This window comes from Rhizobium sp. AAP43, from assembly GCF_001296045.1.
Lineage (GTDB): Bacteria > Pseudomonadota > Alphaproteobacteria > Rhizobiales > Rhizobiaceae > Allorhizobium.
In genome coordinates this window covers 523946-549140 of sequence record NZ_LJHS01000005.1, presented here as the reverse complement: position 1 = coordinate 549140, position 25195 = coordinate 523946, and the positions used below count along the sequence as shown (strand labels likewise).

General features: G+C 60.3%; 19 protein-coding genes. 6 read left to right on the top strand and 13 right to left on the bottom strand.

The features are described from left to right. Positions 1-56: 56 nt before the first annotated feature. From urtE to urtA, 5 genes are all read right to left on the bottom strand, one after another. Complete coding sequence (gene urtE, locus IP76_RS06045; protein ID WP_054157260.1) at positions 57-752, bottom strand: urea ABC transporter ATP-binding subunit UrtE; 696 nt, start codon at positions 750-752, stop codon at positions 57-59. Positions 753-1005: 253 nt separating this feature from the next. Next, positions 1006-1761, bottom strand: coding sequence for an urea ABC transporter ATP-binding protein UrtD (gene urtD, locus IP76_RS06040; RefSeq protein ID WP_054157259.1), 756 nt, complete (start codon positions 1759-1761; stop codon positions 1006-1008). Positions 1762-1765: 4 nt separating this feature from the next. Then, a complete protein-coding gene (urtC, locus tag IP76_RS06035) occupies positions 1766-2932 on the bottom strand; it encodes an urea ABC transporter permease subunit UrtC (RefSeq protein WP_054157258.1) in 1167 nt (388 codons plus the stop codon). Further along, a complete protein-coding gene (urtB, locus tag IP76_RS06030; protein ID WP_054157257.1) occupies positions 2929-4533 on the bottom strand; it encodes an urea ABC transporter permease subunit UrtB in 1605 nt (534 codons plus the stop codon). Before urtB ends, urtC begins: the two co-directional genes overlap by 4 nt. A gap of 195 nt (positions 4534-4728) precedes the next feature. Beyond that, positions 4729-6018 carry an urea ABC transporter substrate-binding protein gene (gene urtA / locus IP76_RS06025; protein ID WP_054157256.1) on the bottom strand — a complete coding sequence of 430 codons (1290 nt, stop codon included), beginning with the start codon at positions 6016-6018 and terminating at the stop codon, positions 4729-4731. 225 nt (positions 6019-6243) lie between these two features. Between urtA and IP76_RS06020 the strand changes: the two genes are divergently transcribed. Both IP76_RS06020 and IP76_RS06015 read left to right on the top strand, forming a co-directional pair. Then, positions 6244-6810 carry a biliverdin-producing heme oxygenase gene (locus IP76_RS06020; RefSeq protein ID WP_054157255.1) on the top strand — a complete coding sequence of 189 codons (567 nt, stop codon included), beginning with the start codon at positions 6244-6246 and terminating at the stop codon, positions 6808-6810. Then, entirely contained in the window at positions 6788-9331 is a 2544-nt protein-coding gene (locus tag IP76_RS06015; RefSeq protein ID WP_054157254.1) for an HWE histidine kinase domain-containing protein, read from the top strand. Before IP76_RS06020 ends, IP76_RS06015 begins: the two co-directional genes overlap by 23 nt. Positions 9332-9354: 23 nt before the next feature. On the opposite strand, the gene IP76_RS06010 is transcribed toward IP76_RS06015, so the two are convergent. Next, the gene (locus IP76_RS06010; protein ID WP_054157253.1) at positions 9355-10893 is read right to left on the bottom strand and encodes a winged helix-turn-helix domain-containing protein; all 1539 of its coding nucleotides are present in this window, start codon (positions 10891-10893) and stop codon (positions 9355-9357) included. A gap of 152 nt (positions 10894-11045) precedes the next feature. On the opposite strand from IP76_RS06010, the gene IP76_RS22740 reads away from it, so the two are divergent. From IP76_RS22740 to IP76_RS05990, 4 genes are all read left to right on the top strand, one after another. Beyond that, complete coding sequence (locus tag IP76_RS22740; RefSeq protein ID WP_082352421.1) at positions 11046-11810, top strand: DUF1194 domain-containing protein; 765 nt, start codon at positions 11046-11048, stop codon at positions 11808-11810. A 236-nt stretch (positions 11811-12046) separates the two neighbouring features. Further along, a complete protein-coding gene (locus IP76_RS23675; protein WP_368845744.1) occupies positions 12047-12142 on the top strand; it encodes a hypothetical protein in 96 nt (31 codons plus the stop codon). Positions 12143-12379: 237 nt separating this feature from the next. Next, on the top strand, positions 12380-15763 hold the full coding sequence (locus tag IP76_RS05995; RefSeq protein ID WP_054157250.1) for an ATP-binding protein: 3384 nt from the start codon (positions 12380-12382) through the stop codon (positions 15761-15763). Continuing rightward, complete coding sequence (locus IP76_RS05990) at positions 15756-16682, top strand: response regulator (RefSeq protein ID WP_054157249.1); 927 nt, start codon at positions 15756-15758, stop codon at positions 16680-16682. Before IP76_RS05995 ends, IP76_RS05990 begins: the two co-directional genes overlap by 8 nt. Before the next feature lie 207 nt (positions 16683-16889). Here IP76_RS05990 and IP76_RS05985 read toward each other — a convergent pair whose 3' ends face one another. The 7 genes from IP76_RS05985 to IP76_RS05955 all read right to left on the bottom strand — a co-directional run bounded on the left by IP76_RS05985 (position 16890) and on the right by IP76_RS05955 (position 25171). Next, on the bottom strand, positions 16890-18008 hold the full coding sequence (locus IP76_RS05985) for a branched-chain amino acid ABC transporter substrate-binding protein (RefSeq protein ID WP_054157248.1): 1119 nt from the start codon (positions 18006-18008) through the stop codon (positions 16890-16892). A 185-nt stretch (positions 18009-18193) separates the two neighbouring features. Further along, entirely contained in the window at positions 18194-18547 is a 354-nt protein-coding gene (locus IP76_RS05980) for a DUF6867 family protein (RefSeq protein ID WP_054157247.1), read from the bottom strand. Between the two features lie 18 nt (positions 18548-18565). Continuing rightward, the gene (locus tag IP76_RS05975) at positions 18566-19294 is read right to left on the bottom strand and encodes an ABC transporter ATP-binding protein (protein ID WP_054157246.1); all 729 of its coding nucleotides are present in this window, start codon (positions 19292-19294) and stop codon (positions 18566-18568) included. After that, a complete protein-coding gene (locus tag IP76_RS05970; RefSeq protein ID WP_197278309.1) occupies positions 19294-20145 on the bottom strand; it encodes an ABC transporter ATP-binding protein in 852 nt (283 codons plus the stop codon). The genes IP76_RS05975 and IP76_RS05970 overlap by 1 nt, the downstream gene beginning before the upstream one ends. Before the next feature lie 20 nt (positions 20146-20165). Next, complete coding sequence (gene livM / locus IP76_RS05965) at positions 20166-21560, bottom strand: high-affinity branched-chain amino acid ABC transporter permease LivM (RefSeq protein ID WP_054157244.1); 1395 nt, start codon at positions 21558-21560, stop codon at positions 20166-20168. A 4-nt stretch (positions 21561-21564) separates the two neighbouring features. Further along, positions 21565-22467: a branched-chain amino acid ABC transporter permease gene (locus IP76_RS05960; protein WP_054157243.1), complete on the bottom strand. Its 903-nt coding sequence runs from the start codon at positions 22465-22467 to the stop codon at positions 21565-21567. A gap of 277 nt (positions 22468-22744) precedes the next feature. Then, positions 22745-25171 carry an FAD-dependent oxidoreductase gene (locus tag IP76_RS05955; protein ID WP_054157242.1) on the bottom strand — a complete coding sequence of 809 codons (2427 nt, stop codon included), beginning with the start codon at positions 25169-25171 and terminating at the stop codon, positions 22745-22747. Between the last annotated feature and the right edge of the window lie 24 nt (positions 25172-25195).

The window sequence follows — 25195 nt, the reverse complement described above, 5'->3', positions numbered from 1 at the left end:
CCTTCAGCTTCAACCCGTCAGGCTTAACAAATGGTCAACACAGCCTTGCACTGTGATCACACTGTGAGGTGCCGCCGCGCTTCCGGCGTATCCAGTGTTTCGGCCGCCCCCTGATGCACGATTTCGCCGCGATCCATGATGTAGACGTGATCGGCAAGCTCCCGGCAGAAATCGAGATATTGCTCGACCAGCAGGATCGCCATGCCGGTGGTGTCGCGCAAGTAACGGATCGCCCGGCCGATATCCTTGATGATCGATGGCTGGATACCCTCGGTCGGTTCGTCGAGCACCAGGATCTTCGGCCGCGTGACCATGGCACGACCGATGGCGAGCTGTTGCTGCTGGCCGCCAGAGAGGTCCCCGCCGCGCCGCGACAGCATCGAATCCAGCACCGGAAACAGGCTGAAGATGTCGTCGGGGATATAGCGGTCCTTGCGGTCAAGCGGCGCATAACCAGTCTCGAGGTTTTCCTTTACCGTCAACAGCGGAAAGATTTCTCGACCCTGCGGCACGTAACCCACGCCGTTGCGCGCCCGGTTGAACGGCGCCATGCCATTGAGCTTCGTGCCGTTGAAGGTGATGGTGCCCGCCGACACCGCATGCTGGCCGGTGATGGCGCGGAGCAGCGACGACTTGCCGACGCCGTTTCGACCGAGCACGCAGGTGATCTTGCCCATTTCGGCATTGATCGAAACCCCGCGGAGAGCTTGCGCTGCGCCGTAATGGAGGTTGATGGTGTCGACTGTCAGCATGGTGCGGGCTCCTCGGTATGTTTGCGCGAGGGGTTACCCCCCTCTGCCCTGCCGGGCATCTCCCCCACACGGGGGGAGAATGGATCGCAGCTTTCGCCCCGCCCCGAAGTCCAAGCTGCATCCTGCGGTCCGCCAAGGATTATGGATGCAAGCAAGGCCTCGGATTGAAGCACCGGCCCCGCGCCGCTCTCCCCCCTTGTGGGGGAGATGCCCGGCAGGGCAGAGGGGGGTATGCTTGGCAAAACACCCATCATCACCGCCCGAGATAGTTCTCGATGACCTTCTGGTCATTCGAGACGAAATCGATTGACCCTTCGGCCAGCACCGAGCCTTCGGCCAGGCACGTGACCTTGACGCCAAGTTCGCGGATGAAGCCCATGTCGTGTTCGACAACGACCACCGAGCGGGTCTTGGCGATTTCCTTGAGCAGAATGGCCGTCTCGGCCGTCTCCGCATCCGTCATGCCGGCGACCGGCTCGTCGACAAGCAGAAGCTTCGGCTCCTGGGCGAGCAGCATGCCGATCTCCAGCCACTGCTTCTGGCCATGGCTGAGATTGGCAGCGAGATCCTGGGCGCGAGAGGTCAGCCGTATCGTATCGAGGATCTCCTCTATCCGGGCCTTGTCGGCAGCGGTCAGGCTGTAGAACAGGGTGGCGAAGACGCCGCGCTTGCGATTGAGCGCGAGTTCGAGATTGTCCCAGACAGTGTGGCTCTCAAACACGGTCGGCTTCTGGAACTTCCGGCCAATGCCGAGTTGGGCAATCTCCGCCTCGTCTTTGCTTGTGAGATCGATCTTGCCGCCGTCGAAGAACACCTCGCCGCTGTCGGGTCGGGTCTTGCCGGTGATGATGTCCATCATCGTCGTCTTGCCGGCCCCGTTCGGGCCGATGATGGCACGCAGTTCGCCGGGCTCGACGATGAAGGACAGAGAATTCAGCGCCTTGAAGCCGTCGAAGGAGACGGAGACACCGTTGAGATAGAGCAGGCTTGTGGTGGTCCGGTCGCTCATCTGATCACTCCGCCGCTACCGGGGTTGCCTTTGGGTCGGCGTCATTGGCGGCATCCGCCTTTGCGGCAGCCGCATAATCCTTCCGACGGGCGAGATATTGCTGCACCGTGCCGACAATGCCCTTGGGCAGGAAGAGCGTGACGCCGATGAAGAGGGCGCCGAGCGCAAACAGCCAAAGATCCGGAAAGGCGCCGGTGAAATAGCTTTTGCCGACATTCACCAGGATCGCGCCGATGATCGGCCCGATCAGCGTGCCGCGCCCGCCGACGGCCGTCCACACGACGACTTCGATGGAATTGGCCGGCGCAAATTCGCCGGGATTGATGATGCCAACCTGCGGCACGAACAGCGCACCGGCAATGCCCGCCATCATCGCCGAGACGACGAAGGTGAAGAGCTTGATGTTCTCGACCCGGTAGCCGAGGAAGCGCACGCGGCTTTCGGCATCGCGCACCCCGACCAGCACCTTGCCGAACTTGGACCGGGTGATGGCCGAGGCGATGACCAGGCAAAGCGCGAGGAAGATCGCCGAGAGGGCAAAGAGCACTGCGCGCGTGCCATCCGCCTGAACGGAGAAACCGAGGATTTCCTTATAGTCTGTCAGACCGTTGTTGCCGCCAAAACCCATGTCATTGCGGAAGAAGGCAAGAAGCAGCGCATAGGTCATCGCCTGGGTGATGATCGACAGATAGACGCCGTTGACGCGAGAGCGAAAGGCGAACCAGCCGAAGACGAAGGCGAGCAGCCCCGGCACGATCAGGACCATGGCCATGGCGACGGGAAAGGAATCCATGCCGTACCAGAACCACGGCAATTCCTTCCAGTTCAGGAAGACCATGAAGTCGGGCAGAATGGGATCGCCATAGACGCCGCGCGAACCGATCTGGCGCATGAGATACATGCCCATGGCATAACCGCCGAGCGCGAAGAAGGCGCCGTGGCCGAGCGAGAGAATGCCGCAATAGCCCCAGACCAGATCGAGGGCGAGCGCGAGCAGCGCATAGCAAAGATACTTGCCAAGCAGCGACATGATGTAGGTCGGCACATGCAGCGGGCTGTCGACCGGCGTGAGCAGGTTGAGCGCTGGAACAAGCAGCGCAAAGGCGAGGAGAAGACCGGCAGCGATGAGGATCTTGCCTTCGAGTGCACGCAGGATGAAGCCGCTAATCATGCTTCCACCGCCCTTCCCTTGAGCGCGAACAGGCCGCGCGGACGTTTCTGGATGAAGAGAATGATCAGGACGAGCACGAGGATCTTGCCAAGCACGGCCCCGACCGAGGGTTCGAGGAACTTGTTGAGGATGCCGAGCGACAGCGCGCCGACAAAGGTACCCCAGAGATTGCCAACCCCGCCAAAGACCACGACCATGAAACTGTCGATGATGTAGGACTGACCAAGGTTCGGGCTGACATTATCGATCTGGCTGAGCGCCACACCGGCAATGCCGGCGATGCCTGAGCCGAGCGCGAAGGTGAAGGCATCGACCCAGGGCGTGCGGATGCCCATCGAGGAAGCCATCCGCCGGTTCTGGGTGACGGCCCGCATCTGCAGGCCGAAGGATGACTTTTTCATCAGGGCAAGAAGCGCAAAGAAGATGGTGAGCGAGAACAGCACGATCCACATGCGGTTCCAGGTGATGGTGAGGCCACCAAGCGCAAAGGAACCGGACATCCAGGAGGGATTGCCGACTTCCTGGTTGGTTGGACCGAAGATCGAGCGGATCGTCTGCTGCAGGATGAGCGAAATCCCCCAGGTGGCGAGCAGGGTTTCGAGCGGCCGGCCATAGAGGAAACGGATGACGCCGCGTTCGATCACGAGGCCGACGGCTGCAGTGACCAGAAAGGCGACCGGCAGCGCAATCGCCAGCGACCAGTCGAACAGGCCGGGATAGTTCGTGCGGATCACCTGCTGCACCATGAAGGTGGAATAGGCCCCGATCATCACCATCTCGCCATGCGCCATGTTGATGATGCCCATCACGCCAAATGTGATGGCAAGACCGATGGCGGCGAGCAGAAGGACGGAACCAAGCGAGACGCCATACCAGACATTCTGGCCCATATCCCAAAACAGCAGACTGCTTTCGATGCCCTCGATGGCCGCATCGAGATCGGGCTTCAGGCTCTCATCGATGGTCGCAGATACCGACATCAGGATGCCGATCGCTTCCCGACCGCCAAGCGAAGCAACCGTCTCGATCGCCGCGCGCTTCTCGTCTGCCGAACGATCCGAAGCAAGCACCGAGACGGCCCGCGCCTCTTCCATGCGTGCCTTGACTTCCTTGTCTGTTTCCTTGGCAAGGGCTGCCTCGACCAGGTCGAGATTTTCCGCGCTTGGCGACTGCAGGACCGACTGGGCCGCCGTCAAGCGGACGGTGCGGTCAGGGCTGAGCAATGTCAGACCGCCGAGCGCAGAACGGATGGCCCGGCGCAGGGTGTTGTTGACCTTGACCTTGGTGAGAGCGCCCTTCGCCTCCTCGCCCACCACCTCGCCCGAGAGCGGATCGATGACCGAAAGGTTGCGACCGGCAGCCTTGGTGATGAAAACGGCGCCGTCGGATTTGCGGGCGTAGAGATCGCCCTCGGCAAAGGCCTCAAGGGCTGGCGCGACGCGCGGATCGGCGGTTGCCGCGATCTGCCCGAGCAGCTCTTCGGCCTGCTTGAAATTAGCCTTGCCGAGCGCGTTGAGAAGTTCGCGCGGATCGCTCTGCGCCATGGACGGCGCGGCGAAGGCAAGGAGGATGAAAAGCAGTGTGAGAATTCGATGTATCATGATGGCAGTCCCCCGTCGCCCACCAGAAAATCGGTGATTGCGGCTTGCTCCCTCTTCTCCCTCGCGGGGAGAAGTGTCGAGCGGATGCAAGGCGATGAGGGGGAGCCGTAAGGCTTCGCCTCCCCCTCATCACGAGCGCAACGTGTTGCACTGTGTCCTTCGGACCACCTTCTCCCTGAAGGGAGAAGGGGATTATCAGCTACCCTTGCCGCCGCACTTGCCGGTGGCAACGTTGAAGTTGCCGCATTCCATCGGCTTGCGCCAATCGGAGATCAGGTCCTTCGAGTCCGGCAGGTAATCCGACCATTCGTCACCGACGACAGCCGGAGTCTGCTGGACGATTTCGAACTGGCCGTCGGCCTGGATTTCACCGATCAGCACCGGCTTGGTGATGTGGTGGTTCGGCATGACGGTGGAGGTGCCGCCCGACAGGTTCGGAACGGAAACGCCGATAATCGAGTCGAGAACGGCGTCGGTGTCGGTGGTGCCGGCAGCCTCGACAGCCTTAACCCAGGCGTTGAAGCCGATATAGGCGGCTTCCATCGGGTCGTTGGTCACGCGCTTGTCGTTCTTGGTGAAGGCGTGCCAGGTTTCGATGAACTCGGCATTGACGTCGGCATCGACGGACTGGAAGTAGTTCCAGGCGGCGAGATGGCCGACCAGCGGTGCCGTGTCGAGACCGGCGAGTTCTTCTTCCCCGACGGAGAAGGCGACGACCGGAATGTCTTCAGCCTTGATGCCCTGGTTGCCGAGTTCCTTGTAGAACGGCACGTTCGCGTCACCATTGATCGTCGAGACGACGGCTGTCTTCTTGCCTGCCGAGCCGAACTTCTTGATGTCAGAAACGATGGTCTGCCAGTCGGAATGACCGAACGGCGTGTAGTTGATCATGATGTCTTCTTCGGCAACGCCCTTGGACATCAGATAGGCTTTGAGGATCTTGTTCGTGGTCTGCGGGTAGACATAGTCGGTACCGGCGAGAACCCAGCGCTCGACGCCTTCGTTTTCAGCCAGGTAGTCGACGGCCGGGATCGCCTGCTGGTTCGGAGCGGCACCCGTGTAGAAGATGTTGCGCGAGGATTCTTCACCCTCGTACTGGACGGGATAGAAGAGGATCGAATTCAGCTCTTCGAAAACCGGCAGAACGGATTTGCGCGAAGACGAGGTCCAGCAACCGAAAACGGCAGCAACCTTGTCCTTTTCGATCAGCTCGCGCGCCTTTTCGGCAAACAGCGGCCAGTCGGAAGCCGGGTCGACGACGACCGCTTCAAGCTTCTTGCCAAGAACGCCACCCTTCTTGTTCTGCTCTTCAATGAGCATCAGCATGGCGTCTTTAAGCGTCGTCTCGGAAATCGCCATCGTGCCGGACAGCGAGTGGAGAACGCCGATCTTGATCGTGTCATCAGCGGCAAGCGCGCCGTGGAAGGCTGTCGTCGACAGCATGGCGCCCAGCAGCGCGCCTGTGAGCTTCATCTTCAAAGTCATTGTCGTGAACCCCTCTTCTTGTTTGCAACCGGTCGGTTAATGAGAGTTAACCGTTGCTGAAGGGGACTATCGGATGCTGCGTCGCAAAACCGTATACGTCGTTTGACGTAGGCGGCAGGGGTAAAAGCGACCCGGCGCACCAGGGTTCGGATCTCCCCTCTTTTTGAGACGGTTGTATTGCAGGCACGATAGCGCGTAACATGGCGCCCCAAAGCAAGGACGCCCATGGACCTCCCTTCCCGTCGCAACCAGTTGAAACAGGCCACCGCCGCAGCGCACCAATCGCTTGACGATCTCATCGGCGATTTCGATAGCGAGCAGGCCTATCGCCGCTATCTCGTCGGCATGGCCCGTTTTCGCCTGCCAATCGATGCCTGGCTCGGCACCCAGGCAATGCCGGTTGAACTGGAAGACTGGCGCCCCGGGATCTATGACCGGGAAATGCGCCAGGACCTCACCGATCTCGACCTGGACATTCCGGAACCGATGCATCCATTTGCACCGCCGCCCGGCAACGGCCTGCTCGGACTGCTCTATGTTCTGGAAGGCTCGGCGCTTGGCGCCCGCCTGCTTGCCAAACGGGCGGAAAAACTCGGCTACACCGACTGCTTCGCAGCCAGACATCTTTTTTCCCAGGCACGGAACCTTTCGAACTGGCCCGCGTTTTCGTCGCGTATGGAGAGAGTGTGCGTATATGACCAGCAGGCAGCTGCGGCATGGGCCAACACCGCCTTCGACTATGCCAGCCGAGCCTTCGAAAGTGCCCTAGATGCAACCCTCCGAAACCGTTGATCTGTCCAATTGTGACCGTGAACCCATTCATATTCCAGGCGCGATCCAACCGCATGGCTGTCTGATCGCGTCAGATCCGGGCATCACCAGGGTGAGACGCCACTCGGCCAATGCGGCAGGAATGCTTCGGATCGATAGCGATATTGAAGGCTCTCTCCTCGTCGACCTGATCGGGGAAGAAGCTGTTCACGATCTGCGCAACGCGATCGCCATGGCGCCCGATGCCAGCCGACCTGCGGTGATTGCGCATCTGCGCCTGCCGAACGGCGACTATTTTGACGTTGCTGTCCATCGGCAAAAGGCCGAGGCTATCCTCGAATTCGAGCCTTCCCTCCGCAGAACCCAGCCGCTCCAGCTCGCGCGCGAAATGATCGGCAGGGTCAAGGACATCGCCGATATCGAAGCCTTGATCCACGCATCGGCGCGTCTGGTGCGCAGCGTGCTCGGCTATGACCGCGTAATGATTTACCGCTTTGAGGATGATGGCTCGGGCAAGGTTGCCTCTGAAGCCAAGCGCCCCGATCTTGAAAGCTTCCTCGGCCAGTATTTCCCCGCAACCGACATTCCGCGTCAGGCCCGCACGCTTTACATGCAAAATCCGATCCGGGTGATCGCAGACGCAAGCGGCGCCCGTGTGCCGCTCTTGCCGACCGAGGCAGAGCAGCGCGAGCCGCTGGACCTCTCCTTCGCCCATCTGCGCAGCGTCTCGCCCATCCACTGCGAATATCTCCGGAATATGGGGGTCTCCGCCTCCATGTCGATCTCGATCATTCTGAATGACCGTCTTTGGGGATTGATCGCCTGCCATCACTATGCGTCCAAGACCCTGACCATGTCGGAGCGGATCGCCGCCGAAATGTTCGGCGAGTTCTTCTCCCTGCATCTTCTGGCACTGAAACAGAAGCGCAAGCTCGACATCGCGACCGAAGCCCGCCGCTCACTTGATCGCTTCCTGCAGGCCGCATCGAGCCGCATCGACATCGAGGAGATCCTCACCGAGGCCCTGCCCGAATTCCAGAAGCTGTTTGCCTGTGATGGTGTCGGACTGCGGATGAACGGCAACTGGAAGACCTACGGCACGACACCGCCACTTGGCCAGGAAGCTGATCTGGTAAAGTTCATCGGCAGCGTGGCGTCCGGCCAGATCTGGGCCACGGACACCTTGTCGAAACTCTACCTTCCGGCCGAGGCCTACTACGAGGATGTCTCCGGGGTCATGGCCGTGCCGCTGTCACAATTGCCGCGGGACTACCTGCTGTTCTTCCGCAAGGAACGCCTGCAGACACTGAACTGGGCAGGAAATCCGGAAAAGTCATACGAAACAGGCCCTTTGGGCGACCGGCTGACACCGCGCAAGAGTTTCGCGATCTGGAAGGAAACCGTGCAGCGGCAGGCCGAACCCTGGCGCGAGACCGATCTGGAGATTGCCGAGGCGATCCGGGCCGCGACCGTCGAAATCGTCCTCCGCCACAACGAGGTGATGGAGAAGGAGCGCAGCAAGGCTGATGTCCGCCAGCGCATGCTGAACGAGGAACTGAACCACCGCGTCAAGAATATCCTCGCCGTAATCAAATCGCTGGTCGCGGCCCCCAGCACGGACGAGATCGGGATCAATGACTATATCGGCTCCCTCAGGGGCCGCATACACGCACTGTCGCACGCCCATGACCAGGTGACGCGCGGCGGTGGCGGCGGAACGCTGGCCGATCTGATCGAAGCAGAGCTTTTGCCCTACCGCGCCGGAGCGACACGGTTTTCGCTGAATGGCCCGGCCGTGACACTGGACGCGCGCGCACATGCGGTCGCAGCACTGGTGATCCATGAGCTTTGCACCAATGCCGCAAAATATGGGGCGCTCTCGCGCCCCGGCGGCAGCCTGACGATCTCCTGGACCGTCGGTGACGAGGGCGAATGCCGGATACACTGGCAGGAAAATGGCGGCCCGAGGCTCGGCGACATCGGCCGCAAGGGTTTCGGAACCGCCCTTATTGAGCGTAGTATCCCCTACGACCTCGGCGGAACGAGCCACCTGGACTATCGACCCGAGGGTCTGACGGCTACATTCAGCCTGCCGGGCCGCTTCCTCAATTGGGACACGGAAGGACAACCGGTGGAACAGAGAGAAATGGACATCGAGGGTCCCACAGACATGACGCTGCGCGACGTCAACGTACCGGTCCTCCTCGTCGAGGATCAGGTTCTGATCGCCATGGATGCGGAAATGATGCTGGCAGATGCCGGCATCGACACCGTGGTCACGGCAAGCTCCAGCACCGACGCGCTCAATCGGCTGAAGACATTCCGGCCGGCGATCGCCATCCTCGACATCAATCTCGGCCGCGACACCTCGGTCCCGGTCGCCATCGAACTCGCCCGGCTCGGCATCCCCTTCCTCTTCGCCACCGGCTATGACGACCGCTCGATCGTGCCCGAGGAATTTCTCGACGTGCCGGTCGTGCGCAAACCCTATGACGCGGCAGCACTTGTCCGGGCTCTGTCTGAACGTCTGCAAGATCGCTAAAAGGGGCCCGACCGGTGCGCCGCTTAGCGCCCGCACGTTCCGGGGGGAATGAACCGCACCCCGAACTTGCGCTCGACTTGCGACGCAAAGCCGGCATAGACCCGCTCTCTGTGAACCGGCGAGGCAAATTGCCGTGCCGAGGTATTGTAGAGATATTTCAACATCTCAAGCGCCCCCTTCGGCCCGCGTGCGGTAAGGACGGCGTCATGCTCGGGCCTGAGCGGGTCATCGGGGCCGCCGAGAAAGATGCCGACCGTATAGAACGTCTGGGGCGAAAGCCGATACAACGCTTCGGCTTCACGCTCGAGTTGCTCGCGTTGCCCCGATGCCAGAAACATGGAGAGCCTGAGGACGGCAATGTAGATGTGATACTGCGAGCCTATCTCGGCCGTGCGCAGCGCATGGTCAAAGTAGCGCAGCGCATCCGTGAACTCACCGCGCAGGGCCCGCAATTGGCCCAAAAGCGGATAAACGACCGAGAGTTCGAGATCCGGGCTTTCCAGAATCTCGCGCACCAGGCTCTCGGATAAGTCGAGATGGCGACGGTCCACAAAAAACAGCAGCTTTGCGATACAGGCCCGTAAAACTGGATTGTTCTGGACGTCAGGCAGGCAGGCCAGACACGTCTCCTCGATTTCCCGCTCGATTTCGTCCCGCCGTTCATCGGTGAGCCCGAAGGTTAACGGTCCGATGACAAGGATCGCATAGAGATGGGACGCCCACATCACCGCCACTTTCGCGTCGGCAGGGTCTTCAGCCCGCTTTCGGGCGAGCATCTCGCCGCTATCCAACCATCCCTGATCGGGCATCCCGAACATGCGGGCGGCCTGATGCATGCTGAGCTCCAGCGGTATCGCGCTCGCTTGCGTACCCCGGTCTGAGGCATGGAAGACCATCTCGTCGATTACTTCACTCGCGAGCGCCGCGATCCCCTGCTCGTTTTCACCTGCAAGCATCCAGTCGATCAGCAGCTTCGACACCTTGACCGTCTGCCAACTGCGCGCCGACCTCAGCACGGCCCGAGCGTGGAGCTTGTCTCCATCCCGGAGGAATGCCAGCTCCAGGCAGTACTCGGCGCCGCGCGCCTGTTGCCGCGGATCGAGACCAGCTGAAAAGATAACCTTGCGCGGCGGCCCGAGACGTTCCGACAGCAAGCGGCAAAGATGGTGGATCACCTCACGAACCTGAGGCTCAAAAGCCTCCCCCTCCAGACCATAGACCGGGCCGACTATCAGGAAGACATCGCTCAAATCGACCTCTTCGGGCTGCGCTATCCAGACATAGCCTTCGCCGTAACGCGTGGCGAGAAAACGGGGCTGCTTGACACTGTCTCCGAGCTTGGCGCGCAACCTCGTGATGACATAGTCTATATTTCGGTCAGATCGATCGGAGCCGGTGCCTGAAATAGCATCCAACAACGCATCCCGCGTCAGCACGCGCCCGGCCTTTCGGGTGAAGGCCTCAAGCAGCAAACGCTCATTCTTGGTGAAACGGATCAATTCCCCATTTCGTAGAGCCGAAGTCATGTCTTGATCGAAAAGCAGATCGATATAGCGCTTCATTGCTCCCACCAAAGATGAAATCAAATAATTCTGCAACAAATGCATTGCATGAACAGACCCTCGGAATGAAGGGCCGCAACGTTCAAAGACGGCTCGCCAATAGCAGTAGATAGGGATCGGCATCCAATTGAAATTGGCGGAGGGCCATAAACATGAAATTGCGAACAAAAATATTAGTATCGCTCGCAACGACAGTCATTGCGGTGGTTGCTTCAGATGAAGCGGAGGCGAAGCAGCGGTCAACCGTGGATACTGCGATAGTTCTGGCTGTTGAAAATTCTATATATGTAACAGCTGTAGAACGAGCAGCGCAGATCAGTGCCCATGTCGCGGCACTTAAGTCACCGGCATTTGTCGATCGGGCTCTTTCTAACGATCGGTGCCTGGGTCTTCACTACCTAGAATGGTCGGGCGATGGACGCGTACAAACCATCCTCCCGTGGATGGTGATCTGCTCTGCGGACAAGGCGCGCGAAGCCGCCGGAATGATCGAAGCAGCAACGGCAAAGACCGAAATCCCGGTGCAAAACGCATCAGCCTCGCCGGTTGACGCCATCGAGCTCGCCCATGAAGCGATGCGGACGATGCCCTTCGCCGCAAGGAACAAGATCATCAACGTCTCGACTGTTTACGCCGATGAAGGCAGGCAACTGCCGACCGGGACGCGGAACCGGTATGAGCGGGAGGACTATACGATCAACGCTGTGGCATTTGCCCCTGACAGCGGAGACATGACGGACGCTGCGACCGACTATCTGAAACAGCACATCGTTGCGGGCAAGGGCGCCTTTGCGGGCGCCTCGCCCGGCATCAGCACCTATCCCAGGCTTGTGCTGCAAAGCATGCTGCTGGCCGCGGGAGAACGCGGCGGCAGACGATCGACGTTTCAAAGCAATGCCGGTGTGAACCCGCTGTAAGACTTGCCCGTTCGGACACCCAGATGAGCCTGCCACCCTGTCGAGGCAGGCTGGTCAACGGCAACCTCAGACCGCGAGTTCTCTCCTTGCTCCAAGGGCAGAGAGAGAACCGATGCGCAACCAGCAACGACATCGCCGATCTTCGCGATCACTGACGCTATTTCGACAGTGATCTCGATGGAACCAACTTCATCGGCCAGGAACTGATCTGTATCGACACCGCGCCGGTCTGGGCGATGAACTGTTGTGGTCGCATCGTCGAACCGGCAGGCCTGCATGCTGACAGGACAGGCACGATCTTCAAGGCAGCGTTGGCTACGCTTTACGCCTAAGGTCGCCTCCTCGGCGGCTGTAGCGATCCACATCCGCATGGCGACGATACCGACGAGACAGTCGGGGACCACCGAAGCCTCCTCGCTGTCGAGCGCATCCTCGTTGATGGCGTTCTCGCGCATCAACTGGACGACCACGACGGCAGCATCAAACCCTGATCACCCCTTGCTATTCGGGGCAATCCCATGACAATGCCTAAATCACCATCACTCCACAGAGAGCGCCAGATTTTAGGCATGCCGGCCCGCCAACGCATCATCCCTGTCCGCCGTGACTACAATCGCTGGGTCGCGAACCAGACGCTTGAAGACTATGCGCTGCGCTTCACGGCAAAGAGTGCGCGCCAGTTTTCGTCGAGCCGGATTTCCCAGACAGCCATCGGCGCGATTTCCTTCCTGGCACTGGAGGCGATCGGCGGCACGATCACCATTGCCTATGGCACAACCAACGCCTTCTTCGCCATTATCGTCGCTGCCATCCTGATGCTGCTGGTGGGCATCCCGATCAGCAAATATGCGATCCGCCACGGGGTCGACATCGATCTTTTGACCCGAGGAGCCGGCTTCGGCTATATCGGCTCGACCATCACCTCGCTGATCTATGCCAGCTTCACTTTCATGCTCTTCGCCATCGAGGCCTCGATCATGACCAAGGCGCTGGAACTGGCCTTCGGCGTCCAGCTCTGGTTGGGCTACATCATCTCCGCCGTCGTCGTTCTGCCGCTCGTCACCTATGGCGTGCGGATGATCTCGAAGTTCCAGCTCATCACGCAACCCGTCTGGATCATCCTCAATATCCTGCCCTTCATCTTCATCGCCTTCCTCGACTGGGAAAAGATCGACCTCTGGCGCGCCTTTGCCGGCGTCAATCATTCCAATGCCGGCCTCGGCCAGGCGGCCCCCTTCGATCTTCTGGAGTTCGGTGCGGCGTCAGCGGTGATCCTGGCTTTGATGCCGCAGATCGGCGAACAAGTCGACTTCCTCCGCTTCCTGCCGCCGGAAGGCGCACGCCGCCTGCATCACCGCATTGCGATCTTTCTTGCCGGCGCCGGCTGGGTGGTGCTTGGCGTACCAAAGCTGCTCGCTGGCTCTTTTCTCGCGGTGCTGACACTGTCAACCGGCGTACCGATCGGGGAAGCCGCAGACCCGGCACACATGTATGTGGCGGCCTTCGGCTACATGCTGCCGAACGAGACGGCAGCGCTTCTGCTGATGGCCGGTTTCGTGGTGATCTCGCAGCTGAAGATCAACGTGATGAACGCCTATGCCGGTTCGCTCGCCTGGTCGAACTTCTTCTCGCGCCTCACCCACAGCCATCCGGGCCGCGTCGTCTGGCTGGTGTTCAACGTTGCCATCGCGCTCCTGCTGATGGAACTTGGCATCTACCGCCTGCTGGAGCAGACACTCGGCATCTTCTCGATCATCGCCATGAGCTGGCTCTGCGCCATCTCCGCCGACCTCTTCATCAACAAGAAGCTCGGCCTCTCGCCGCCAGGTATCGAGTTCAAGCGCGCCCATCTCTACGACATCAATCCGGTCGGCTGTGGCACCATGGCACTGTCGGCAACACTGTCGCTCGCCGCCCATTTCGGCGCCTTCGGGCCCCTCGCCGCCTCTCTTTCGACCTATGTCACCCTCGTCGCCTTCGTGATATCGCCCCTGATCGCCTGGAGCACGGGCGGCAAATTCTACCTTGCCCGCAAGCCGCGCCAGAGCTGGAAGAACCTGACCGAGATCACATGTTCGATCTGTGAACATCCGTTCGAGCCAGAAGACATGGCCTGGTGTCCCGCCTATGCCGCGCCGATCTGCTCGCTATGCTGCACACTGGACAGCCGCTGCCACGACATGTGCAAGCCCAAGGCCAAGATCAACGCCCAGGCCGGCGCGGTGGCCCGCACCTTCCTTTCCGAAACGATCCTGGCAAAGCTCTCGACACGTCTCGGGCGCTACGCCTTCACGGCCATGCTGTCGATTTCCGTGATCGGCGGCATCCTCGCCTTGATTGCTCATCAGGTGAATGCGGCAACACCACAAATGGCAACGGTGGTGAACCAGACGGTGACGGTCGTCTTCTTCATCTTCGCCATCATTGCCGGCATCGTCTCCTGGTTCTATGTACTCGCCCATGACAGCCGGGTCGTGGCGGAGGAAGAATCCTCGCGCCAGAACACGCTGCTGCTGAAGGAGATCGCCGCTCACCGCAAGACCGATGCCGCCCTGCAGAATGCAAAGGAAACGGCCGAATCTGCCAACCGCGCCAAGAGCCGCTATGTCGTCGGCCTCTCCCACGAACTGCGCACGCCGCTCAATGCCGTGCTCGGCTATGCCCAGATCCTCGAACGCGACGAGACCATCCCTGCACCGCGGCAGTCGGCGATCAAGGTCATCCGGCGCTCGGCCGATCACCTGTCCGGCCTGATCGACGGACTGCTCGACATTTCGAAGATCGAGGCGGGCCGCCTGCAGGTCTTCTCCAACGAGGTCAACATCCAGGATTTCCTCGGCCAGCTGACCGACATGTTCGCGCCGCAAGCAGCTGCCAAAGGTCTGCTCTTCGAGCATCAGCGGTCGAAGAACCTGCCGCTCTACGTTCGCACCGACGAGCGCCGCCTGCGACAGATCCTGGTCAACCTTTTGTCCAACGCGATTAAGTTCACCGACAAGGGCACGATCCGTTTTGACGTTGCCTATCGCAGCCAGGTGGCAACCTTCACCGTGACAGACACCGGCCGTGGGATTGCGGAAAAGGACATCAACCGGATCTTCGAACCCTTCCAGCGCGGGGAGGCCGAGAGTGTGCGCCCCCTGCCCGGCCTCGGCCTTGGTTTGACGATCACCAAACTCTTGACCAACACGCTGGGCGGCGAAATCGCCGTCACCAGCGAGCACGACAAGGGATCGAGTTTCAAGGTCCGGCTGATGCTGTCGGCAATCGACCGACCGAACACAGCCCCCGCGCCGGAGCGGAAGATCGTTTCCTATACCGGCCCGCAACGCACCATCGTCGTGGTCGATGACAATGAGGACCACCGCGAACTGATGCGGGAGGTCCTGGCACCGCTTGACTTTGTCGTTCTGACGGCCGCCGGCGGACCGGAATGCCTGACCCTGATCGATGGCGTGCGCCCAGATCTCTTCCTCGTCGACATTTCAATGCCCGGCATGAATGGCTGGCAACTGGTGGAGAAACTCCGCGATGCCGGCCAGAAGGCGCCGATTCTCATGCTCTCCGCCAATGTCGGCGACGCCCCCGCCCCCGGCGGCGAGGGCCATGACGATGCGATCACCAAGCCGGTCGACATCACGCGTCTGCGCGACAAGCTTGCCCGCTTCCTCGGCCTCGACTGGATCTATGCTGACGACCAACGACCAGTTCAGCGGATAAACCAGCGGGAAAAACCGATCTCTCCGGGGCCTGCCCATATCGAGGAGTTGCTCAGCCTCTGCGACATCGGCTATGTCCGCGGCATCGAGGCCAAGCTCGCAGAACTCGGCGAGGCCGGCAGCAACCCAGCCTTCTTAGAGACGGCCCGCACATATCTGCAGGCCTTCGATCTCGCCGGCCTGCGCGGTTTCCTGACCTCATTCGAAACTGGCAAGGAGACGATCAATGGCTGAAGCAGCCCGCCGCGACATCGTTCTCTTGATCGATGACAGCCCCGACACACTCGGCTTCCTCACGGAAGCGCTGGAGGCGGCAGGCTATTCCGTGCTGATCGCCACCTCCGGCCATGCTGCCCTTTCGATCGTCAACCGCATCAGCCCCGACCTTGTTCTGCTTGACGCCATGATGCCGGGTATGGATGGTTTTGAGACCTGCAGCGCGCTGAAAGCCGATCCGGCGGCGGCGCAAGTGCCGGTGATTTTCATGACCGGCCTGACCGAGACCGAACACGTGGTGAAGGCGCTCGAATCCGGCGGCGTTGACTACCTGACCAAGCCGATCAACATCGACGAATTACGCGCCCGCATCCGTGTCCACCTGTCAAATGCCCGCTCCGCCCAGAGCGCCCGCGTGGCACTCGATGCGGCAGGCCGCCATCTTCTGGCCATCCGCGGCAACGGGCAGGTCCACTGGACGACACCCCAGGCGAACCGACTGATTGAAACCGCCACCACGACAGCCGATGGGATCGGCGAAGTGGCAAAAGCCGCTGCTGCCTGGCTTGCGAAAGGACGCTCGACGCCATCGTCTGCGCTCTCATCTGAAAACGGCTTCACCTTCCAGGCAGACAGCCTGCCGCTCGCGCTCTCCCTCCTCGGCACGATTGGCGCCGACGAATATCTCTTCCGCCTGACCTCGGCCAATCGCCAGAGCGAAGACGAATTGCTGCGCGAACATTTCGGCCTCACACAGCGCGAGAGCGAAGTGCTGCTCTGGATCGCGAAAGGCAAGGCAAATCGCGATATCGGCGAAATCCTCGGACTGTCGTCCCGCACGGTGAACAAGCATCTGGAACAGATCTACGCCAAGCTCGGCGTTGAAAACCGTGCCTCCGCCGCCGTGAAGGCTGCGCATGCGCTGCGGGAGCCGTAAGCCCGTCGACCGTCGACCGTCGACCGTCGACCGCAAAAAATCGCCAGCCCATACGAGCCGGCAAGGTGGAATTTACAGGCCCGCCATCACGCGCGCCGACGAAACTCTATGGCAGCTGCCATGGGTGAAATCCAAAATCCCTCATCCCCGCAACGCAGAAAGCCCGGCACGAGGCCGGGCTTTCCGTCAAACCGCGATGCGGATCGATTACTTGTTCTGGAAGTACGAGTACTTGCCGTCGTCACCCTTCTTCCAGGTGTACATGACGTAGTCCGGACGGGTGATGTCGCCCTTGGCGTCGAAGCCGAGTTCGCCGATAACGGTCGTGTACGGACCCTTTTCCTTGAGCGCGGTCGCGACAGCTTCCGACTCGTTGGTTGCAGCAGCCTTGGCAGCTTCTGCGATAACCTGCAGGGCAGCGTAGGAGTACAGCGTGTAGGCTTCCGGTTCGAAGCCAGCATCGCGGAACTTCTTCACGGCGTCAGCAGCGTTCGGGTTCTGGCGCGGATCCGGCGGGAAGGTCATCAGCGTGCCGTTGACTGCGTCGCCAGCGATCGAAGCCAGTTCGTTCGAGGTGATACCGTCGCCCGACATCATGGTTGCGGTCAGGCCCTGCGACGCCATCTGGCGCAGGATGAGGCCGGCTTCGGTGTGCAGACCGCCGAAGTAGACGACCGAGACGCCGGCTTCCTTCATCTTGGCGATCAGGGCCGAGTAGTCCTTTTCACCGGGGGTGATGCCTTCGTAGATCACTTCGGTAACGCCGAGGCCATTCATGGCCTTCTTCGTTTCGTCAGCGAGGCCCTGGCCGTAAGGCGTCTTGTCGTGAACGACAGCAACCTTTGCATCCTTGAAGTTGTCGGCAATGTACTTGCCGGCGACTTCGCCCTGCTGGTCGTCACGGCCGCAGGTGCGGAAGGTGTTCCACAGGCCGCGCTCGGTGAAGTTCGGGTTGGTCGAAGCAGGCGTGATCTGCAGGATGCCGTTTTCGGCATAAACTTCAGAAGCCGGGATCGAGACGCCAGAGTTGAAGTGACCGACGACGAACTTGACGCCATCAGCAACGAACTTGTTGGCAACCGAAACACCCTGCTTGGCGTCGGAAACGTCATCGCCGAGAACGATCTTGATCTGTTCGCCGTTGATGCCGCCAGCTGCGTTGATGTCGGCGGCTGCCTGCTCGGCACCCTTCTGGAGCTGCGCGCCGAAAGCGGCGTTCGGACCGGTCAGCGGGCCGGCAACGCCGACCAGGATTTCGGCATAGGCATTGCCGCTGAAGGCAACCAGGGCCGTCAGCGCAACCGCCGAAAGAAGAGACTTCTTCATAGTGTAACTCCCAAGTTTTTATTGCGGGTCCGTTTTTAAACCCTGCGCAATCCCCGCTCAGACTGCGCCGGAAAGCTGTTCCACTTTTTGTTTCAGGCCGAGGCCTTGCTTAGTTGAGGCCGGAGCCCTGAAAGTCTCAAGCTGGAGCCTTCTGTCGCCAATCTGTGACAGAAAACAACAGCTTGTCAATCTTTGTTCTTCCACGAGAAATACGAGGTTCTCTCATAGAGCCAGTAGTAGTTGTCGACCATCTGGGTCGTTCTGCGGGACTGGAAACCGGCAATTGCCCAGGCCAGCAACAGCACCACGTCGATGACGTAGTAGAAGGGGCTGATGAACGGGCCGGCGAACAGCGAGTAATGCAGAAACCGCATCGCCACCGCCAACCCGAGGATGTAGAGAAACACGGTACCGTAGCTCTGCCAGCTCTCGGCAACAGCCTTGCCGCTGCGCCAGGCCGTCCAGAAACCCAGGATCAGCACGAGGAAGCGCAGAACTACGCGCACGGTCGTATCAGATTCGAAAAACAGTCCTTGCATGTCAGTACTCCCCCGCGCTCAATGATGGCCGCCTTCGAGATAGGCCGCCCGGACGGACGGATCGGCGAGCAGTTCCTTGCCCGTGCCGCTCATGGTGACGCGGCCATTGACCATGACATAGGCGCGGTCAGACAGTTTCAATGCGGCAAAGGCATTCTGCTCGACGAGGAAAACGGTCAGACCTTCTTCCTTGTTGAGGCGCTTGATCTGCTCGAAAATGCCCTTGACGATCAGCGGTGCGAGACCCAGTGAGGGCTCATCGAGCAGGAGGAGCTTCGGCCGCGACATCAGCGCACGGCCGATCGACAGCATCTGCTGCTCACCACCGGACAGCGTGCCGCCGCGCTGGGTCTGACGCTCCTTCAGGCGCGGGAACATGTCGAACACCTTCTCCACGTCTTCCTTGAAGTATTTCAGGTTGTCGAGCCCTGCCCCCATCTGCAGGTTTTCAAGCACCGTCATGCGCGGGAAGATCCGGCGCCCTTCCGGCGACTGCGCGATGCGCTTGCGCGCGATCAGATGCGTCGGCACGCTGGTGATGTCTTCGCCGTCGAAGATCACCTTACCGGAGCGCGCCTGCGGGCTGCCGCAGATCGTCATCATCAGCGTCGACTTGCCGGCGCCATTGGCACCGATCAGCGACACGATCTCACCCTTGTGGACTTCGACGTCGACGCCCGAGAGCGCACGGATATTGCCGTAATAGGTTTCGACGGCTTCGACTTTCAGAAGCGGTTCAGAGGACATCAGGCTTCTCCCCCGGCAACTGCTTCGACTTCCTGGATAGCTTCATCCAATTCTTCATCCTCGACGCCCAGATAGGCCGCGATGACCTTCGGGTCGTTCTTCACGTGATCCGGCGTACCATCGGAAATCTTCTGCCCATATTCCAGAACGACGACATGGTCGGAAATCTCCATGACCACCGACATGTCATGCTCGATCAGAAGCAGCGACGCGCCTTCGTCGCGGATGCCGCGCAGAAGCGCGTTGAGCACCAGCGATTCCTTCGGATTGAGACCGGCAGCCGGTTCATCCAGGCAGAGCAGTTCCGGTCCGGTGCACATGGCACGGCAGATTTCCAGGCGCCGCTGAGCACCATAGGAAAGGTCGCCGGCCGGGTCGTCGGCGCGATCGATCAGATCGGCCTTTTCGAGCCAGTAACGTGCCTTTTCGATCGCCTCGGCAGCGGCCTTCTTGTAGGCCGGCAGTCCGAGCAGGCCGAGCACGGTATAACCCGAGGCCCGCATCAGCGCATTGTGCTGGGCAACCAGCAGGTTTTCGAGAACCGTCAGGCCGGAGAACAGCCGAATATTCTGGAAAGTACGCGCGACCTTCGCCTTCTTGGTGATCTCGAAATCCGGAAGGCGCTCCAGCAGATGCTGCTGGCCCGACCTCTGGTTCATCGTGATCATGCCCATCGTCGGCTTGTAGAAGCCGGTGATGCAGTTGAAGACCGTGGTCTTGCCGGCACCATTCGGCCCGATCAGCGCGGTGATTTCGCCGCGCTTGGCTTCGAAGGAGAAGTCGTTGATGGCCATGAGGCCACCAAAACGCATCGACAGATGCTCGACCTTCAGGATCGTGTCTTGGTTCATTGTCGTGTTCCCGGAGATCATCAGCCGTGACCTTCCTTGGTAAAGCTGCCCGAGACGGCCTTGCGCTCCTTGAGGAAGGCCGTCGGCTCTCTGCTGCCCACGAAACCACGCGGCTTGAACAGCATGACCACAACCATGGCCAAGCCGAAGAGCAGCATGCGGTAGAGTTCCGGCGTGAAATCGTCACCGAAGATGTGCTTCAGGAACTCCATCTCGCGTAGCGCTTCCGTGCCGCCAATCATCACGATCGCCGCAATCGCAATACCGGTCAGCGACCCCATGCCGCCCAGAACGACGATGGCAAGGATCACAGCCGACTCGAGGAAGACGAAGCTTTCCGGCGAGACGAAGCCCTGACGAGCGGCGAAGAAGGAGCCCGCGAAACCGCCGAACATCGCACCGATCGAAAACGCGGTCAGCTTTGTCGTGACGGTATTGATGCCGAGCGAACGGCAGGCGATTTCATCCTCACGCAAGGCTTCCCAGGCACGGCCGATCGGCATGCTCCGCAAGCGGATTGTGACATAGGCCGTCAGGCAGCAGAGCGCCAGGATGACGTAGAACAGGTAGATCTTGTAGTATGCCGAGGACATCGGCAGACCAAAGGTCTTGGCAAAACCGTCAGCCGAGGCATTGAACTCGATGCCGAAGAAAGTGGCCTTCGGAATGCTCGAGATGCCGAACGTGCCCTTGGTGACGTCCTGCCAGTTGATCAGCACCAGTCGGATGATTTCACCGAAGGCGAGCGTCACGATGGCAAGATAGTCGCCTCTCAGGCGCAGGACCGGGAAGCCGAGGATGATGCCCCAGAAGGCAGCCAGAATGCCGGCAAGCGGTAGCAGCAGCCAGAAGGACAGGCCGAAATTCTGGGCGAGCAGCGCGTAGGAATAGGCGCCGACCGCATAGAAGGCGACATAACCGAGATCGAGCAGACCAGCGAGGCCAACGACGATGTTCAGCCCCCAGGCCAGCATGACGTAGATCAGGATCTGAATGCCGAAGTTGTCGACATACTTCAGCGATCCCTGCACACCCGTCAGCGCGAGGATGACCGGCGGATAGAGGATGAGCGCAAGCAGTGCGATCTTCAGAAAATGCGTCTTGAAGAAGCTCGGCTTGGCATCGATGTCGTGAACCGGCATCGCGGCGGAGTTCTTCTCCTTACGGGCCTGGAACCAGGGCGCAACGAAGGCAACCATGGCAAAGCGGCCGACAGCGGCGATGGCGACGAAGGATGCCAGAAGGCCCCAGCGCGTATACCAGATCAGTTCGTTCGACATGTTCTGATCGGTCTTGATGCCGATGTAGAGCGCGAACAGGCCGAGAGAGAGGATGCCGGCGAACAGGCCTTCCTTGAGGGCGCGCGTGAGCGTGCCGGACGAAGCGGCACCGGTGACGTTTGCAGATGTGGTCATGGGATCAAACCTTCTCGACTTCCGGACGTCCGAGGATGCCGGTGGGCTTGAAGATCAGCACGAAAGCCAGGATGCCGAAAGTGGCGACATCCTTGTAAGCGATGCTGAAATAAGCCGACCAGAGCGACTCGATGAGGCCGATCAGCAGGCCACCGAGAACGGCACCCGGCAGCGAGCCGATGCCACCCAGAACCGCAGCCGTGAAGGCCTTCACGCCGGGAATGAAGCCGTCGTTGAATGAGGCAACGCCGTAATACATCAGGTACATGGTGCCGGCCACCGATGCGAGGGCAGCCCCCATGACGAAGGTGACCGAGATCGTGCGGTCGACATCGACGCCGAGCAACGCGGCCATCTTGCGATCCTGCTCGGTCGCGCGCTGCGCCCGTCCAAGCGGAGTCTTATTGACGATGTACCAGAAAGCGGCGAGCAGGACTGCAGTGATGACGACGATGATCACCTGCTTGAGCGCAATGGTGACATTGCCGATATGCAAGACATCACTGACCAGCGGCGGGATCGGCTTGTTGCGCGGCCCTTGAGAGATCTGGATGAAGTTCGACAAAACGATCGACATGCCGATCGCAGTGATCAGCGGCGCAAGGCGGAACGAGCCGCGCAGCGGACGATATGCAACGCGTTCGATCGTCCAGTTCCACAAACCTGTCATCAGCATCGCGATGACCAACATGATCAGAAGCGCGAGTGCCACCGGGATACCGGCAAAGAAAGAGGTCAGGATGAGGAAGACGATCAGAGCAGCAAAGCCGCCAAGCATGAATATATCGCCATGGGCGAAGTTGATCATGCCGATGATACCGTAAACCATCGTATAGCCGATAGCCACGAGGCCATAGATGGATCCAAGAGTCAGCCCGTTGATGAGCTGCTGGATAAAGTACTCCATATATTATCCCCCGGACGCTCCTGTATGTCGCGTCTCATTTTTTGTTGTCCCTTGCGGGCGTAGGCGTTGGGGGATTCCATATCGTTTTGTCCGAAAATGTGAAGCCAAAAAGGCATTAGCGAGACAAAATGTTACTGTTAACCAACAGTTTGACGCAAATCCGGTCAACCATGGCGAGAACGAGGCAGAAAAAGCTTATGAAATCAGCAGGCCACCAGGGGTGCCCCGCCAGAATACTTAATGGAATGAATGCAAGGCCACTTTTGCCGAAATCAGTTCAGTTTCTCATTCGCGACCCGTTCGCGTCGAAAAGCGACTGCGGCTGCAATCTTGCGGAGAGGGTTTCCCCGAGGATTTCCACAGACCAGCCCTCGATCTCGTCCGCGATTTCCTTCGGCACATAGCCGAGCGCAACCGAAACGCCACTCGCATGCGCATAGCCACCTGACGTTACCCAGCCGCGCACTTCGCCATTGTAGGAAATCGGCTCGTCGCCCAGTACGTCTGCATCCTTGGCATCGACGACGAAGGTCCGCAGGCGAAGCGTACCGCCCGCCAGTTTCTCCTCCATCGCCGCCTTCTTGCCGATGAAGTCAGCCGGCTTCTTCAAGGCCACGAAACGCGACAGCCCCGCTTCGAGCGGCCCGTAGAGCGGCCGGTACTCGCGCGACCAGCTGCCAAAACCCTTTTCCAGCCGGAGTGCATTCAAGGCCCTGAGGCCGAAAAGCGCGATGCCAAACTCAGCGCCCGCCTCCATCAGCGCCTCGAAAACATGACGCTGATATTCCGGCCGCATCCAGATCTCGTAGCCGAGATCGCCTGTATAACTGACGCGTCCGACGAAGACGGGCGCCATGCCGAGATCCATCTCGCGCATGGTCATGAACGGCATCGCCTCGTCAGAGACATCAAGATGCGTCAGCTTGGCCAGCACGTCGCGCGCCTTCGGTCCGGCAATGGCGAGGCCGAGAAGGCTGAGACCTAGCGCCTCGACATCGACAGAACCGTCCTCCGGCAGATGTTCCTCGAACCAGCGCATGTGATAGTCCTCGGCAATGCCGGAACCGATCACCAGAAAGTCCTCGTCGTCGAGATTGGCGACCGTGAAGTCGCCGATCAACTTGCCGGCGTCGTTCAGCATCGGGGCAAGGGCCATGCGGCCCACTTCCGGCAGCTTGCAGGCGAGCATCCGATCAAGCCAGGCGCGAGATCCCTCCCCGCTCACCATGTATTTGGCAAAGCCCGAGGTTTCCATCAGGCCGACGCTCTCGCGCACGGCCTTGGCTTCACGACCCACGGCTTCGAAATCGGTCGAGCGGCGCCACGAAAACGCGTCCTCCACGCCATCTGGCGCAAACCACAGCGCCGTCTCAAGCCCATAGGAAGCCCCGAAGACGGCACCCGCCGATTTCAGCTTGTCGTAGATCGGCGTGGTCAGCAGCGGCCGACCAGCCGGCAGCTCCTCATTGGGATAGCGGATCGAGAAGCGACGGGAATAGTTCTCGCGCACTTTGGCATTGGTATAGGCAAGTGTCGCGTAATCGCCGTAGCGGCAGACATCCATGGCAAAGACATCAAAGCCAGGATCGCCCTCGATGATCCAGTTGGCAAGCGTCAGACCAACGCCACCGCCTTGGCTGAAGCCCGCCATGACCGCGCAGGCCGACCAGAAATTCGTCATGCCACGCACAGGCCCGACCAGCGGATTTCCATCCGGCGAGAAGGTGAAGGGGCCGTTGATGATCTTCTTGATTCCGGCATTGTTGAAGGCCGGGAAATGGCGGAAGCCGACTTCGAGCTCGCCGGTGATGCGCTCCAGATCCTCCGCCAGAAGTTCGTGGCCAAAGGTCCAGGGCGTCTCGATTGGCGACCAGGGCCGGCAATCCTTTTCATAGGTGCCCATCAGCATGCCATTGCGCTCCTGGCGGATATAGATCTCGCCATCGAAATCGACGCAGTGCATCAGTTCCTTGCCAGTCGTCTTGTTGAAGTCGATGACCTCCGGCATGTCCTCGGTAATGAGATACATATGCTCCATGGCGAGCACCGGCAGTTCCAGCCCGACCATGCGGCCGACTTCGCGCGCCCAGAGACCGGCGGCGTTGACGACGTGCTCGCAGCGGATCTCGCCCTTATTCGTGATCACCCGCCAGGTGCCGTCTTCCAGCTGCACCAGATCCTCGACCTTGGTGTGCAGATAGATCTCCGCACCATTTTTCTTGGCCGACTTCGCATAGGCATGCGTGGTGCCATATGGGTCGAGATGGCCCTCATGCGGATCGAAAACGGCACCGACGAACTGCTTGGGATCAAGCAGCGGCATCATCTCATAGGCTTCCTGCGCGGAAATGAGCGTCGCCTCGCCGCCCGCATATTTGCCCTTGGCGAGCAGCGACTTCATCCAGTCGAAGCGTTCCTTGGTCGCGGCCAGCATCAGGCCGGAGGTCATGTGCAGACCGATATCCTGGCCGGAATAGTCCTCGATCTCCTTGTAGAGTTCGACCGTGTACTTCTGCAGCTTGGCGACGTTTGGGTCGCCATTGATCGTGTGCATCCCGCCTGCCGCATGCCAGGTGGAGCCGGAGGTCAGCTCGGAACGTTCGATGAGCACGACATCGGTCCAGCCGAACTTGGTCAGGTGATAGAGCACCGAACACCCGACGACACCCCCGCCGATCACGACGACACGCGCATGGCTTTTCATGGAAAGACGCTCCTTGGCAGCAAA